This window comes from Pseudarthrobacter sp. RHLT1-30-1, assembly GCF_059383415.1.
Genome location: NZ_JBWZCG010000037.1, coordinates 1 through 14,509, shown reverse-complemented (window position 1 = coordinate 14,509; position 14,509 = coordinate 1). Strand labels below are relative to the sequence as shown.

The 14,509-nt window shown below is 67.9% G+C and carries 13 protein-coding genes; all 13 read left to right on the top strand.

Going from position 1 to position 14,509, the window contains the following annotated elements:
- Positions 1-49: 49 nt before the first annotated feature.
- A complete protein-coding gene (locus tag AC50YM_RS18805) occupies positions 50-253 on the top strand; it encodes a ubiquitin-like protein Pup (RefSeq protein WP_494892512.1) in 204 nt (67 codons plus the stop codon).
- 89 nt (positions 254-342) lie between these two features.
- Positions 343-1,194, top strand: a complete 852-nt coding sequence (gene prcB, locus AC50YM_RS18800) for a proteasome subunit beta (RefSeq protein ID WP_494958462.1) — start codon at positions 343-345, stop codon at positions 1,192-1,194.
- Position 1,195: 1 nt separating this feature from the next.
- A complete protein-coding gene (gene prcA / locus AC50YM_RS18795; RefSeq protein ID WP_494958461.1) occupies positions 1,196-1,903 on the top strand; it encodes a proteasome subunit alpha in 708 nt (235 codons plus the stop codon).
- 1 nt (position 1,904) lies between these two features.
- Complete coding sequence (pafA, locus tag AC50YM_RS18790) at positions 1,905-3,269, top strand: Pup--protein ligase (protein WP_494958460.1); 1,365 nt, start codon at positions 1,905-1,907, stop codon at positions 3,267-3,269.
- Between the two features lie 111 nt (positions 3,270-3,380).
- Positions 3,381-4,328 carry an FKBP-type peptidyl-prolyl cis-trans isomerase gene (locus AC50YM_RS18785; RefSeq protein WP_494958459.1) on the top strand — a complete coding sequence of 316 codons (948 nt, stop codon included), beginning with the start codon at positions 3,381-3,383 and terminating at the stop codon, positions 4,326-4,328.
- 38 nt (positions 4,329-4,366) lie between these two features.
- A complete protein-coding gene (locus AC50YM_RS18780; protein ID WP_494958458.1) occupies positions 4,367-4,762 on the top strand; it encodes an FKBP-type peptidyl-prolyl cis-trans isomerase in 396 nt (131 codons plus the stop codon).
- Positions 4,763-4,912: 150 nt separating this feature from the next.
- A complete protein-coding gene (locus tag AC50YM_RS18775) occupies positions 4,913-6,973 on the top strand; it encodes a helix-turn-helix transcriptional regulator (RefSeq protein ID WP_494958457.1) in 2,061 nt (686 codons plus the stop codon).
- A gap of 26 nt (positions 6,974-6,999) precedes the next feature.
- The gene (locus tag AC50YM_RS18770; protein ID WP_494958456.1) at positions 7,000-7,398 is read left to right on the top strand and encodes a hypothetical protein; all 399 of its coding nucleotides are present in this window, start codon (positions 7,000-7,002) and stop codon (positions 7,396-7,398) included.
- Between the two features lie 35 nt (positions 7,399-7,433).
- Entirely contained in the window at positions 7,434-7,703 is a 270-nt protein-coding gene (gene tatA / locus AC50YM_RS18765) for a Sec-independent protein translocase subunit TatA (RefSeq protein ID WP_494958455.1), read from the top strand.
- A 48-nt stretch (positions 7,704-7,751) separates the two neighbouring features.
- Positions 7,752-8,546, top strand: a complete 795-nt coding sequence (gene tatC / locus AC50YM_RS18760; RefSeq protein WP_494892841.1) for a twin-arginine translocase subunit TatC — start codon at positions 7,752-7,754, stop codon at positions 8,544-8,546.
- A 24-nt stretch (positions 8,547-8,570) separates the two neighbouring features.
- Entirely contained in the window at positions 8,571-11,471 is a 2,901-nt protein-coding gene (locus tag AC50YM_RS18755; protein ID WP_494958454.1) for a DEAD/DEAH box helicase, read from the top strand.
- 91 nt (positions 11,472-11,562) lie between these two features.
- On the top strand, positions 11,563-13,221 hold the full coding sequence (locus tag AC50YM_RS18750; RefSeq protein ID WP_494958453.1) for an amidohydrolase: 1,659 nt from the start codon (positions 11,563-11,565) through the stop codon (positions 13,219-13,221).
- Between the two features lie 453 nt (positions 13,222-13,674).
- A complete protein-coding gene (locus AC50YM_RS18745) occupies positions 13,675-14,424 on the top strand; it encodes a polyprenol monophosphomannose synthase (protein WP_494958452.1) in 750 nt (249 codons plus the stop codon).
- The last annotated feature ends 85 nt before the right edge of the window (positions 14,425-14,509 follow it).

Here is a 14,509-nt window from a genome sequence, read left to right as displayed (position 1 = left end):
GCTTACAGGATGTCCCTTGCGAAAATGGGACGGACAGAAGGAGAAAACAATGGCAGGCCAGGAGCAGCAGCAGCCCACATCGCGGGACACCGAAGTCGAGGAAGACGTCCCCGCGGCCCCGCCGGCTCCCGCGGAGGGACAGGCGTCAGCGGCCACCCAGGGCGTCGACGATCTGCTGGATGAGATCGACGGCGTGCTGGAGTCCAACGCCGAAGAGTTCGTCCGGGCTTTTGTCCAAAAGGGCGGCCAGTAGCGCCGCCGGACCGCGGCGGCCCAAGGGTTGCGCCGGGACAGGGATGAGGACCGGAAGTCGTTGATTCACTACGTTGAGGGAGTGCACCAGTGCAGGAAACCACCGCCAACCAGGTAGCCGCCAACGCCACGTCCTCCTTTACCGAACATCTGCAGCGCCAACGCCCCGATTTACTGCCGTTCGGCCAACTGCCGTCCGGCCAGCTGCCATTCGGCCAGGGCCAGCAGCTGCCGGCCGGCAACGCCGCGCCGCTGCAGGCGCCGCACGGGACCACGATTGTTGCGCTGACGTATGCCGGCGGAGTGCTGATGGCCGGCGACCGGCGCGCCACCATGGGCAACATCATCGCCAGCCGGCACATCGAGAAAGTGTTTCCGGCGGACCAGTATTCCGTGCTCGGCATCGCCGGAACCGCAGGAATCGCGCTCGACATCACCCGGCTCTTCCAGGTCGAGCTCGAACACTACGAAAAGATCGAAGGGACCCTGCTGAGTCTCGACGGCAAAGCCAACCGTCTCGGTGCCATGATCCGCAGCAACCTGCCGATGGCGATGCAGGGCCTCGCCGTCGTGCCGCTCTTCGCCGGCTTCGACCGTCCCGCGGGCGTGGGCCGGCTCTTTTCCTACGATGTCACCGGCGGCCGGTACGAGGAACAGGAGCACCATTCGGTGGGTTCGGGATCGATGTTCGCGCGCGGCGCGCTCAAGAAACTCTGGCGGCCCAACCTCCCGGAACAGGACGCCGTCGCCGTCGCGGTCGAGGCGCTTTACGACGCCGCCGACGACGACTCCGCCACCGGCGGCCCGGACCCCGTCCGGCAGCTCTGGCCTGTCGTTTACATCGTCAACCGGACCGGGGCCTACCGGGTTCCGGAACGCGAGCTCGCGGCCATGGCCGGCACCATCATTGAATCCAGGGCCGTGGCCCAGCGGGAGGCCTGAGATGACCCAGCAGTTCTACGTATCGCCCGAACAACTGATGAAGGACCGCGCGGATTTCGCGCGGAAGGGCATTGCGCGCGGGCGTTCCGTAGTGGTCATCAGCTGCCGTGACGGGATCGCCCTGGTGGCCGAGAACCCCTCCCCGTCGCTGCACAAAATCGGCGAAATCTACGACAAGATCGCGTTTGCGGCCGTCGGGAAGTACAACGAATTCGAAAGCCTCCGGCAGGCCGGGGTGCGCTACGCCGACGTGCGTGGCTACTCGTACGACCGGGAGGACGTCACCGCCCGGGGCCTCGCGAGCGTTTACGCGCAAAGCCTCGGGGCGGTCTTCACCGCGGAGCAGAAACCCTTCGAGGTTGAACTGGCCGTGGCCGAGGTGGGTGCCAGCGCGGAGGAGGACCACCTCTACCGGCTGACGTTCGACGGGTCCATCGCGGACGAGAACGGCTTCATCGTGATGGGCGGCCAGGCGGACAAGGTATCCGAGGCCGTCGCGGCGGGCTGGCAGGGCGCCCTGGACTTCGCCGGCGCCATCCGGCTCGCCCTGGCCGGCCTTGTTGCGGACAAGGACACACCCACGCTGCCGGCGTCGGCCGTGGAGGTGGCGGTGCTGGACCGCGGCTCGGAAAGCAGCCGCGGCACCCGCCGCGCCTTCCGCCGGCTCGAGGACGCAGACGTCACCGCACTGCTCGCTGAGGAGAACTGAGATGGACAAGCGCATTTTCGGCATTGAGACCGAGTTCGGGATTTCCTACTCAAGCCCGGAGTCCCGCCCGCTGGCCCCCGAAGAGGTGGCCCGCTACCTGTTCCGCAAAGTGGTCAGCTGGGGGAGATCCTCGAATGTGTTCCTGACCAACGGGTCCCGGCTGTACCTCGACGTCGGATCCCACCCGGAGTATGCCACCGCGGAGTGCGACGACCTCCTCCAGCTGATCGCCCATGACCGGGCCGGTGAACTGATATTGGACGACCTCGTCGACGAGGCCCAGGAACGGCTCGCGGCGGAGGGCTTCAACGGCACGGTCTACCTGTTCAAGAACAACACGGACTCCGCGGGGAACTCGTATGGCAGCCACGAAAACTACCTGATCCCGCGGCGCGGCGAGTTCTCCCGGCTGGCCGAAATCCTGATTCCGTTCCTCGTGACCCGGCAGCTGATCGCCGGAGCCGGCAAGATCCTGAAGACCCCGCATGGAGCGACCTTCGCCTTCTCACAGCGCGCGGACCACATCTGGGAGGGCGTCTCCTCCGCGACCACCCGGTCCCGGCCGATCATCAACACCCGCGACGAGCCGCACGCCGACGCCGAGTTCTACCGCCGGCTGCACGTGATCGTGGGCGACTCCAACATGTCCGAAACCACGGCGCTGCTCAAGGTCGGGACCGTTGACCTGATCCTGCGGATGATCGAAGCCGGGGTGATCATGCGCGACATGCGGATGGAGAACCCGATCCGCAGCATCCGGGAGATCTCCCATGACCTCAGCGGCCGTGCCCTCGTCCGGCTCGCCAACGGCCGCCAGCTCACGGCCCTGGATATCCAGCGTGAATACCTGGCCAAGGTCACGGCCTTCGTCGCCGAGCAAGGCGCCCACAACGCCCACGTCCCGCTGATCCTCGACCTCTGGGAACGCACCCTCGATGCGATCGAAAGCGGCGACACCAGCAAGATCGACACCGAAGTGGACTGGGCGATCAAGAAGAAGCTGATGGACAACTACCGCGAAAGGCATAGCCTCGGCCTCGACGCACCGCGGATCGCCCAGTTGGACCTGACCTACCACGACATTTCGCGCACCCGTGGGCTGTACTACCTGCTCCAGACCCGGGGTGCCGTACGCCGTGTGGTCGATGACACCGCGGTCAAGGACGCGGTGGACGCCCCGCCCCAGACCACCCGTGCCAAACTCCGCGGCGACTTCGTCCGGCGGGCACAGGAACTGGGGCGCGACTACACCGTGGACTGGGTGCATCTGAAGCTCAATGACCGCGCCCACCAGACACTTTTGTGCAAAGACCCGTTCCGGAGTGTGGACGAGCGGGTGGATGCCCTGCTGGACTCTATGGGCTGATACCCAGCTTTCCACGTTATTCTGGATGGGGTGCCGTTCGCGGCGACCGCTTGCCTCGCCGCTGGCAGCTGCCCGGCGAGGCGTCCATCCTGCCCCGACGAAAGTTCTTACGTGCGCCGACTACTTGCAATTCTTCTTCCCGGACTGCTGCTGCTGACTGCCTGCGGCGGCGGCGAACCCGCTGCCCCGGAACCGAGCAGCCAGTCCGCCGGCGAAACCGCCAAACTGGACTCCCTCAAGCTGACGGAGAACGGCGACAAGAAGGCACCCGGTGTCGAATTCACCAAGCCCCTCGAGGTCACCCAGCCGACCGTCAAGGTGATCACGGAGGGCGACGGCGACCCGGTCAAGGAAAACCAGATCGCCTCCATTTCAATTGTTGCCCTGAGCGGCAAGGACGGCTCGACCCTCGAGGACACCTTTGCGAACGATCCGGAGGAGCTCGAACTTAATGAAGAGCTCAAGACCGGCAGCCCGGTTATCTACAACGCCTTCGTAGGCGCGAAGGTCGGATCGAACGTGGCCCTGGCCGTTCCCGGCGCCGCAGCCGCTGAAGGCGCCGAAGGCGCCGAAGCGCAGCCCACCCAGCTGCTCGTCGTCAAGGTGATCTCCGCCAAGGACGCACCCAAGGTCCTGGACAAGCCCGAGGGTGAGACCGTCATCCCGCCGGCCGGCCTGCCGACCGTCAAGGACAACGACAAGGGTATTCCGGAGATCTCCGTCGCCGGCGTCGCCGCCCCGACCGCACTGGTGTCCCAGGACCTCATCAAGGGCACTGGCCCTGAGGTTAAGGAAACGGACACGCTCACCGTGAACTACGTCGGCGTGACCCTGGCCGAAGGCAAGGTCTTCGACTCCAGCTTCGACAGTGGCAAGAAGGCCACCTTCCCGCTCACCGGCGTCATCAAGGGCTGGACCCAGGGTCTGACCGGCAAAACTGTCGGCTCCCGCGTCCTCCTGGTCATCCCCAAGGACCTCGCCTACCCTGACGCCACGGCCGCCAGTGGCCAGCCTGTAGGCGACCTCGTCTTCGTCGTCGATATTCTCGGCACCCGCTAACCCTGCACTACCCCCAAGCCCCACCAGAAGGAGCAACCATGTCATTTGGACAGCGCAACATCGACCGCCAGAAGCCGGAAATTGACTTCCCCCAGGGCGACGTTCCCTCCGAACTCGTCATCACCGACCTGATCGAGGGCGACGGCGCCGAAGCCAAGGCCGGCGACACCGTCTCCACCCACTACGTCGGCGTGGCCTGGTCCACCGGCGAGGAATTTGACGCCTCCTGGGGCCGCGGCGCACCGCTCGACTTCCGCGTCGGCGTCGGACAGGTCATCCAGGGCTGGGACCAGGGCCTGCTGGGCATGAAGGTCGGCGGCCGCCGCCGGCTGGAGATCCCCTCCGAACTGGCTTACGGCTCCCGCGGCGCCGGCGGGGCGATCGGCCCGAACGAGGCCCTGATCTTCGTCGTCGACCTCGTCGCCGTCCGCTAGACACCTGGCTCGCTGAATACCCGGCACACGTCGGCAGCCACCCACCCGGTGGCGCCCTGATTGCCAAGGCGCGGTAACAATCGGAAAAGTTCTTCCGGCTGTTGCCGCGCTTTTGTCAGTTTCGGGCAGGGACTTTAGTAGCCTTGCGGGGTGTCAGCCTCACGTACCGAACGCCTCCTGAACCTGCTCATCGCCCTGCTCAACACCACGTACGGCCTGCGCCGCAGTGAGCTGCGCGAAAAGGTCTACCACGACACCACCAGCAGCGACGTCGCCTTCGGCCGCAAGTTCGAACGCGACAAGGGCGAGCTGCGGAGCTTCGGATTCGAGATCGAGACAGTCACCGACACGGGCTGGGGTTCGGACGACCCGGCGACCACCCGGTACCGGATCGGCAAGGAGTCCAACCGGCTCCCGGACGTCAGCCTCACCCCGGCTGAGTGCACCGTGCTCATCCTCGCCGCCCAGCTCTGGGAACATGCCGCCCTGGGCTCCGCGGCCGTCAACGCGGTCCGCAAGCTGCAGGCCTCCGGCGGACTGGTCGACGCCGAACTCCCCGCCGGGGTCCAGCCCCGGATCCGCCCCGCCGGCCAGGCCTTCGAGGACCTCGTCGCCGCGATGCACGCCCAGCATCCCGTGAGCTTCCGCTACCTCGCTTCCAGCACCGGCAGGGAAGAGGAACGGCTCGTGGAACCCTGGGGCCTCGGCAGCCGCTTCGGGCAGTGGTACCTCGTGGCGCGGGACCGGGCCCGGGCCGAGAAGCGCTTCTTCCGCCTGTCCCGGCTGACATCCGCCGTCACCGTCCTGGACCAGGAACACTTCACCCCGCCGGCGGACTTCAACGTCCGTGCCGAACTCGCCGGGCTGGCGGAACTGCCGGTCCGGACCGCCGTTGTCGACGTCCAGACCGGCCGGCTGCACGGCCTCCGGCAGCGGGCGCTGCCCGACGCCGCCGGACCGGACGAAGCCGGGCCGGGCACCATCGAGGCGGATGCCGTCGGGCCCGATACCGTCGGGCAAGCCACAGCCGGCCGGGACCGGCTCCGCGTCCCGTACCGGGACGACGAGACGCTCGCCGAGGAACTCGCCTCCTACGGGCCCCGCGTCCTGGTGGTGTCCCCGCCCGAACTTGTGGCCTCCGTGCGCCGCCGCCTGGCCGCCGCGGCCGAGTTCACCGCTTCGCCCGTCCCGCCGGTCGACTTCCCGGCAGCCGCTTTCCCGGCGGCCTCCCCTCCGGCGGGGCACCGGCATGGCCGCAAACGCACCTCCGAGGACCAGCTGACCCGGATGCTGCAGCTCGTGCCGTTCCTGGTGCACAACCAGGGGCTCCACATCAGCGTCGTGGCGGAGAAGTTCGGCATCACCCGGCAGGAACTGGAAGCGGACCTGCGGATCCTGATTTGCTCCGGCCTGCCCGAAGGCTATCCGGACGACCTGCTGGACATCCAGTGGGACGATGACCATGTCACCATCAGCGAGGATCTCGACCTGAAACGGCCCGTCCGCTTCACCGTCGAAGAGGCCTGCGCGCTGCTGACCGGGCTGGAAACGCTCAACGGCCTGCCCGAACTGGCCGAAGGCGGCGCGCTGGAATCCGTCACGCTCAAGCTCATGGCCGCGGCCGGGGAGGAGGGGCTCAAGGCGGCCGCACTGTCCGGCCCCGAAGTGGCGCCGGGCAATTCCGCGGCCCTCGAGACGGCGCGCGGGGCCATCAGCACCGGCGCCCAGCTGCGGCTGCGGTATTTTTCGCCGCTCCGGGACACGGTCTCGGAGCGGAACATCGACCCGCTGCGGCTCTATTCGCTGGACAACACCTGGTACCTCGAGGCGTACTGCCACGCGGCACAGGGCCTGCGCAACTTCCGGCTGGACCGGATCGAGACCCTGGAAACCACCGGCCGGCCCGTCTCGGAAACGGCCCAACCGGGCGGCAGTTTCCCGGTCAAACTCTTCACCCCCAACGACGACGACACCGTCGTCGTCGTTGAACTGACCCGCCGCGGCATCGGCCTCGCCGACGAATATTACGCCGAGCGGACGGCGGAACTGCCCGACGGCGGGCTGCTCGCCGAAATCCGCTTCGGCAGCACAGGCTGGTTGCCGATGTTCGTGGCCCAGCACGGCGGGACGGCCCGGATCCTGGAACCGCAGGACATCGCGGACGCTTCGCGCGAGTGGCTTGCCGCCGCCCTGGCCCAATATGAAGACTAGCCGGGGCGGCGGCTAGACTACTCAGCATGCCTTGGTGGTCCTGGATCGTAATTTGGATAGCGCTTGTCGCGCTGTCGCTGTTGTTCTTCGGTGTGCTCGGAGTCCGGTTGTTCCGGCAGTTCATGGCGACGGTCAAGGAACTCGGCGAAGCGGGGGAACGGTTCTCCACCTTCCCGTCCGGCCCGGGCAGCTTCGGTTCAGCCGATGTTCATCTGGGCCGCGTAGGCTCGGACGGCGACGACGCGGGGGACGGATCGGGCCCGGACGCCGGACCCGGCTCAGCCGTTTTTGCCTCACCCGTGCAGATGGGTCATGACTACCGCGCAGCCAGGTCTGCCCGGCAGGAAGCCCGCCGCAAGCGGCGCGTCCAGCGCAAGCAGGACCGCGGCCAGCCCCAACGGCTGCACGACATCGATTTCAGTTAGACATAAGATGTATTCAAACGAAAGGACCTCCTGTCATGAGGCTTGAAGGCTGGCATCTCATCATCATCATCGTCCTGGCGCTGGTGCTTTTTGCCGCGCCGAAGCTGCCCGGCATGGCCCGGAGCCTCGGCCAGTCGATGCGCATCTTCAAATCGGAAGTCCGGGAGATGAAGAAGGACGGCTCCACCGACGCGGCGGACGGCTCCGAGCCGGTCGAGGGCCGCGTCGTGAACCACCCGAAGGCCAACGGCACGGAATCCCGCGCCGCAGACGGAACAGACGTTCCGCCGCCGAACCGCGCCTAACACCGCGTGGCAGTAACCATGGGCCGCAAGTCGAACCCCGAGGGGAGGATGGCGCTCCTCGAACACCTGAAGGAACTGCGGAACCGCCTCTTCAAATCCGCGATCGCCGTCATCCTGGGCACCGTCGTCGGATTCCTGGTCTACCAGCCCATGCTCGCTGCGCTGATCAAACCCATCAGCGACCTCAATGAACATGAAGGCCGGCAGGCGACGCTGAACTTCGATGGCGTGGCCAGTTCCTTTGACCTGATGATCCAGGTCTCCGTCTTCCTGGGCCTGATACTGGCCAGCCCGGTGTGGCTGTACCAGTTGTGGGCCTTCATCGTTCCCGGCCTGCACAAGAAGGAACGCCGGCTCGCGCTGTCCTTCGTGGCTGCGGCCGTTCCGTTGTTTATCGGCGGTGTCCTGCTGGCATGGCTGGTGCTGCCGAACGCGGTCCGGGTGCTGACCGATTTCACCCCCTCCGGCGGCTCGAACTTCATCAGCGCCCAGGTGTACCTGTCGTTCGTGCTGCGGCTCCTGCTGGCCTTTGGCATCGCCTTCCTGCTGCCCGTGGTCCTCGTCGGGCTGAACCTGGCGGGCATCATCAAAGGCAAGCAGCTCGTCAAGAGCTGGCGCATCACCGTCTTCCTGGTCTGCCTGTTCGCCGCCATGGCCGCGCCCGGCGCGGACGCGATGAGCATGTTCTACCTCGCCGGACCCATGCTGCTCCTCTTCTTTGCCGCCATCGGACTCTGTCTGCTCAACGACCGGCGGCGCGAACGCCGCGCGGTCAAGCGGGCCGCGGAAACCGAAGCGACCGCGAACCTGGCAACTCCCAGCTCCGAGCTGGAGAATCTCTAGCCCGTGGCGCACTAGGCTGGAAGCATGTCCTCACTACCCGGGCCGGTCTCGCCATCTGAACGCTACCGAGCCAGTGCCGAGCGGGCCGCAGAAGCCAAAACCTACCTGGGCGGTTTCATCCGTTCGCTCGCCTTCGAACTCGACGACTTCCAGCGCGACGCCTGCCTGTCCCTGCAGGCAGGCCGGGGTGTCCTGGTGGCCGCCCCCACGGGAGCCGGCAAAACGATCGTGGGGGAGTTCGCCATCTACCTGGCTCTCCAGCGCGGGCTCAAGGCCTTCTACACCACCCCGATCAAGGCCCTGAGCAACCAGAAGTACTCGGAACTGGCCGATAAGTACGGTGCCGAACGCGTCGGCCTGCTGACCGGCGACACCAGCATCAACGGCGACGCCCCCGTCGTCGTAATGACCACCGAGGTGCTCCGCAACATGCTCTACGCGGACTCCAGCACCCTGGCCGACCTCGGCTACGTCGTGATGGACGAGGTCCATTACCTGGCCGACCGGTTCCGCGGCGCCGTCTGGGAGGAAGTCATCATCCACCTGCCCAGCGAGGTCCAGGTGGCCTCGCTCAGCGCGACCGTGTCCAACGCCGAGGAATTCGGCGCCTGGCTCGATACGGTACGCGGCCAGACCGACGTCATCGTCTCCGAGCATCGTCCGGTCCCGCTCTGGCAGCACGTGATGGTGGGCCGGAAGATTGTGGACCTCTTTGCCGGCGACACCAGCTTCGATGAGATTGCCCCGGCCGGCGAGGCCGGGGTAGCCGCGGTGGCCACCACCACGGAAACCGCTGACCTGCGTGTCCGCCCGGGCTTCGAGGTGAACCCCGAGCTGCTCTCGATGGCACGTGCCGAGAGCCAGATGAACTTCCGCGGCCGGTTCGGCCACGCCGGCCGGAACCAGCGCAACCAGCGCAACCAGCGCCAGCGCGACGACGCCCCCCAGGGCGGGCCGCGCAGCCCGGTCCGCAAGGCCAGCCGCCCGCAGGTCATCGCCAGCCTGGACCGGCAGGACCTGCTGCCGGCCATCACCTTCATTTTCTCCCGCGCGGGCTGTGACGCCGCCGTGGCGCAGTGTGTCGCCGCCGGACTGTGGCTGACCACCGAGCAGGAGCAGCTCATCATCGCGCGGCGCGTCGATGAGGCGGCGCAGGACATCCCGTCCGATGACCTGGACGTGCTGGGCTTCTGGAGCTGGCGCGACGGGCTGCTCCGCGGACTGGCCGCCCACCATGCCGGGATGCTGCCCACCTTCAAGGAAGTCGTGGAAAAGCTCTTCGTCGACGGGCTGGTCAAGGCCGTGTTCGCGACCGAAACCCTGGCACTCGGCGTCAACATGCCGGCCCGTTCCGTCGTGCTGGAGAAGCTGGACAAATTCAACGGCGAGGCGCACGTCAATATCACCGCGGGGGAGTACACCCAGCTGACCGGCCGCGCCGGCCGCCGCGGGATCGACGTCGAGGGCCACGCCGTGGTTTTGTGGCAGCCCGGCACGGACCCGGCGTCTGTCGCCGGCCTCGCCTCACGCCGAACGTACCCGCTCAACTCCAGCTTCCGGCCCACCTACAACATGTCCATCAACCTGCTCGCGCAGTTCGGCCGGCCCCGGGCCCGGGAGATCCTCGAATCCTCCTTCGCCCAGTTCCAGGCAGACCGTTCGGTCGTCGGGCTGGCGAAACAGGTGCGCGGCCGGGAGGAATCGCTTGCAGGCTTCAGCAAGGCGATGAGCTGCCATCTCGGCGACTTCACCGAATACTCGAGGATCAGGCGGGCCCTGTCCGACGCGGAGAAGAACGCCTCGCAGACCAGCTCCCGGGCCAGGAAATCCGTGACCGAGGACTCGCTGAGCCGGCTGCTCCCCGGGGACGTGGTGGACGTGCCCACCGGACGGGCGCCCGGTTTCGCCGTCGTCCTCAGCTCCGACCACCACTCCCGCGAACCGCGGCCCGCGGTGATGACCCTGGACAACCAGCTGCGCCGGATCGGCACGCAGGACGTGGAAGGACCGCTCGCCCCGATCACCAGGGTCCGGATCCCGAAATCCTTCAACGCCAAGGTGCCGAAGTCTCGGCGGGACCTTGCCTCCTCGGTCCGTAACGCCCTCCGGGAGAACCGGCCGCCGGCACCGCCGAACCGGAACGACGACTTTGGCCGCGCCGCTGCCCTGCCGGACCAGGAGAAGAAGATCGCGGATCTCCGCCGCGAACTCCGCGCCCATCCGTGCCACGGCTGCAGCGAACGCGAGGACCACGCCCGCTGGTCCGAGCGCTATTGGAAGCTCCGCCAGGAAACGGACGGCCTGGTGCGACAGATCCAGGGCCGCACCAACACCATCGCCAAGACCTTCGATCGCGTGTGCGGCGTCCTGTCCAGCTACGGCTACCTCGAAACCTCCGACGCCGGGGTGCTCACCATCAGCCCCGACGGACAGCGGCTGCGCCGGATTTACGGCGAAAAGGACCTGCTGATCTCCCAGGCCCTGCGGCTCGGCGCCTTCGGTGACCTTGACGCCGCCGAAGTCGCCGCCCTCGCCAGCGTCCTGGTCTACCAGGCCAAACGCGAGGACCGCGGGCTCCGGCCCAAGATGCCCAGTGTGTCGCTGGAGTCCGCGGTGGACATTGTGGTGCATGAATGGTCGGCGCTGGAGGACATCGAGGAGGCCACCAAACTCCCGCTGACCGGCGAACCCGAGCTCGGCCTGGTCTGGCCGATTTTCAAGTGGGCGAAGGGCCGGCACCTGCAGGACGTCCTCAGCGGCACGGACCTTGCCGCGGGCGACTTCGTGCGCTGGGTGAAGCAGGTCATCGACCTGCTGGACCAGCTGGCAAAAATCCCGTCCCTCGACCCCCGGGTTTCGCGGCTGTGCGGCGAAGCGATCAAACTTATCAAGCGCGGCGTCGTCGCGTATTCCTCCGTGGCCTGACCGCCGCGGCCGGCCGTACCGCCGGACCCTGCCACCGTCGTCGAACATGCCCGGCCCGCGCCGGAAACCAGCCCCAAGGAGTCCCCGACCCATGACCGATTCACCTGTCAAGCCCGCGCCGAACAAGGTGACGCTGTACCGGAACGGTTCCGTCTACACCGCAGCCGACCCCTTCGCGACGGCGATGCTGGTCGACGGCGACACGGTCGCGTGGGTCGGCTCCGAGCAGGCTGCCACCTCGATTGCGGATTCCTCCATGGAGGTCATCGATGTGCACGGTGCCCTGGTGGCTCCCGGCTTCGTCGACTCCCACGTCCATCTCACCGAAACCGGGATCGCCCTGGACTCCCTGCAGCTGGGCGGGGTGCGCTCCGCCCGGGAGCTGCTCGACGCCGTCGCGGGGTACTGCGCCTCCGCTTCCGTTGCGGGGGACACCGTGCTGGGGCACGGCTGGGACGAGACGCAGTGGCCGGACTCCGCCCTGCCGTCCCGGGAGGAACTCGAACGCGCCGCCGGCGGGCGGAAGGTCTACCTCTCCCGCGTCGATGCGCATTCGGCCCTCGTGTCCTCCTCGCTGGCGCTCTCCGTCGGCCTCGACGGGATCGACGGCGCCGGCGACGGCAGCCAGGTCAAGCGTGCCGCGCATACGGCCGCGCGGCTCGCTGCGCGCCGGCTGCCCGCCGCGGCGATCCGCGGCTACCAGCAGCAGGCCCTGGCCGAGGCGGCGGCCAACGGCTATGTGGCCCTGGCCGAGATGGCGGCGCCGCACATCGGCAGCGCCGAGGACCTGCAGCTGGCCGCGGCGTGGAACGCCGGGCCGGACGCGGTTCCCGAGATCCTTCCCTACTGGGGCCAGCTGGCCCACTCGGCGGAGCAGGTCCGGTCCATCCTCGACGGCCTCGGCGTGCCCGTCCTGGGCCTGGCCGGCGACCTGAACATCGACGGCTCGATCGGTTCGCGCACCGCTGCCCTGCGGGCGGACTACACCGACGCCCCGGGGGAACGCGGCAGCCTCTACCTCTCGGTCGCGGAGGCCGCCGCCCACCTGGCGGCGTGCTCGCTGCTGGGCATCCAGGCGGGCTTCCACGTGATCGGCGACGCCGGCCTGGACGCCGCGCTCGATGCGCTGGACCTCGCAGCCGCGGAAGTCGGAGAGCAGAAGATCCGTGCCGCCGGGCACCGCTTCGAACACGTGGAGCTCGCCGACGCCGCGGCCATCAGCCGGCTGGCCAAGTACTCGGTATCCGTCAGCGTGCAGCCCGGCTTCGACGCCGCCTGGGGCGGGGAGGGCAGCCTTTACCAGCAGCGGCTTGGCTCCCGGCGGGCCGGCATGAACCCCTTTGCCTCCTTCTACGCCGCCGGTGTGCCGATCTGCTTTGGCAGTGACAGCCCGGTAACGCCGCTGCGTCCCTGGGCCAGCGTCCGCGCCTGCCTGCAGCACAACAACCCGGCCGAACAGATCTCCGCCCGCGCGGCGTTCCTCGGCCACACCCGGGCGGGCTGGCGGGCCGCCCGGTACCGGAACCCGATGGCCGGCCAGCTGGTCCCCGGCGCGCCCGCAAGCTTCGCGGTGTGGGAGGTCGAGGAACTGATGGTCCAGGTGGCCGACGGCCGGGTCCAGTCCTGGAGCACCGACCCCCGCGCCCGGACGCCCCTGCTGCCGGCGCTGGACACCGGCGCCGAGCCCGGCTGCCTGCAGACCGTCCGGGACGGCCGGGAACTGTACTCCAGCGGTGCGCTCCGGGGCTGACTCCCGGCTCTCTTCCGGCCCGGGCGCCGTCGGCCCGGCGGCGAAACTTTGTCCGCCGCGAGGAGGCTTTGACCTGCGACGATGAATGGAACGGCAGGTCACCGAGCGGTTGACAGATCATGGCCGGCCCGTAGCATTGAGGGGCAACGGAGCGTGGTGCAGACCGCAGCCTCCGGACGTCCCCCGGTCAGTTCCAGGTTGCCGCAGCGCGGCAGCTTCTCTGGTCGTTGCCATGGGTGCTCCCAGGGGGCGGGTCCACTTCGCAGCAGAAAACGGTTCCGGCGGCGCACTCCGCGGGCTGCCGAAACTGGCCCGAGGCGGGTGGACCTGCCCGGGGGAGCGGGGTTTGCCCTGGACCGCCCGGCGACTGCCTATAATGGAGAGTTGCGCCTGGTGTCAGCTAACCGCAGACTGCCCAGCGCTTGACCTCCCCCTTCAAGGAAAGGCCCCGCTGTGCGTGTCCTCACGATCATCCCGACCTACAACGAGCTGGAATCGTTGCCCAAGACCCTCGGGCGCCTGCGCAAAGCCGTGCCGGGCACCGACGTTTTGGTTGTCGACGACAACAGCCCCGACGGCACCGGGCAGCTCGCAGACCGCTTCGCCGCGGAGGACAGCCAGGTCCATGTGATGCACCGGGCTGGCAAGGCCGGGCTCGGGGCAGCCTACATCGCCGGCTTCAAATGGGGCCTCGACGCCGGATATGACGTCCTCGTGGAGATGGACGCCGATGGCTCGCACCAGCCCGAGCAGCTGCCCCAGCTCCTCGAAGCCGTGGAACAGGGCGCCGACCTCGCCATGGGGTCCCGCTGGGTCCCCGGCGGCAGCGTCGTCAACTGGCCGCTCTACCGACAGGCAATCTCCCGGATCGGCAGCACGTATGCGCGGATCATGCTGGGCGTGAAAATCAAGGATGTCACGGGCGGCTTCCGGGCGTTCCGCCGGAGCACCCTGGAGAAACTGAACCTGGACACGGTCGACTCGGTCGGCTACGGCTTCCAGGTGGACCTGGCCTGGCGCGTGGCCAAGCTCGGGCTGACGATTGTGGAACGCCCCATCACCTTTGTCGAGCGCGAACTCGGCGACTCGAAAATGAGCGGCAACATCGTGGTCGAAGCGATGATCAACGTCACCAGGTGGGGCCTGACCTCACGGTGGAACACGCTCGCCGGAAAGCTCCCCGGCGAGGCCGCCCGCAAGTAGCCCCTTAACGAAGCAACGCGGGGGGGCCCCCCACCCCCCCCCCCCCCCCGGAGGGGGACGAAAGGAACCCACAGTGGTTTCAAAA

Coding starts and splice junctions, on each gene's coding strand:
- AC50YM_RS18805 (WP_494892512.1), top strand. CDS start 50: ATGGCAGGCCAGGAGCAGCAGCAGCCCACATCGCGGGACACCGAAGTC.
- tatA (WP_494958455.1), top strand. CDS start 7,434: ATGAGGCTTGAAGGCTGGCATCTCATCATCATCATCGTCCTGGCGCTG.
- pafA (WP_494958460.1), top strand. CDS start 1,905: ATGGACAAGCGCATTTTCGGCATTGAGACCGAGTTCGGGATTTCCTAC.
- AC50YM_RS18750 (WP_494958453.1), top strand. CDS start 11,563: ATGACCGATTCACCTGTCAAGCCCGCGCCGAACAAGGTGACGCTGTAC.
- AC50YM_RS18755 (WP_494958454.1), top strand. CDS start 8,571: ATGTCCTCACTACCCGGGCCGGTCTCGCCATCTGAACGCTACCGAGCC.
- prcA (WP_494958461.1), top strand. CDS start 1,196: ATGACCCAGCAGTTCTACGTATCGCCCGAACAACTGATGAAGGACCGC.
- AC50YM_RS18770 (WP_494958456.1), top strand. CDS start 7,000: ATGCCTTGGTGGTCCTGGATCGTAATTTGGATAGCGCTTGTCGCGCTG.
- tatC (WP_494892841.1), top strand. CDS start 7,752: ATGGCGCTCCTCGAACACCTGAAGGAACTGCGGAACCGCCTCTTCAAA.
- AC50YM_RS18780 (WP_494958458.1), top strand. CDS start 4,367: ATGTCATTTGGACAGCGCAACATCGACCGCCAGAAGCCGGAAATTGAC.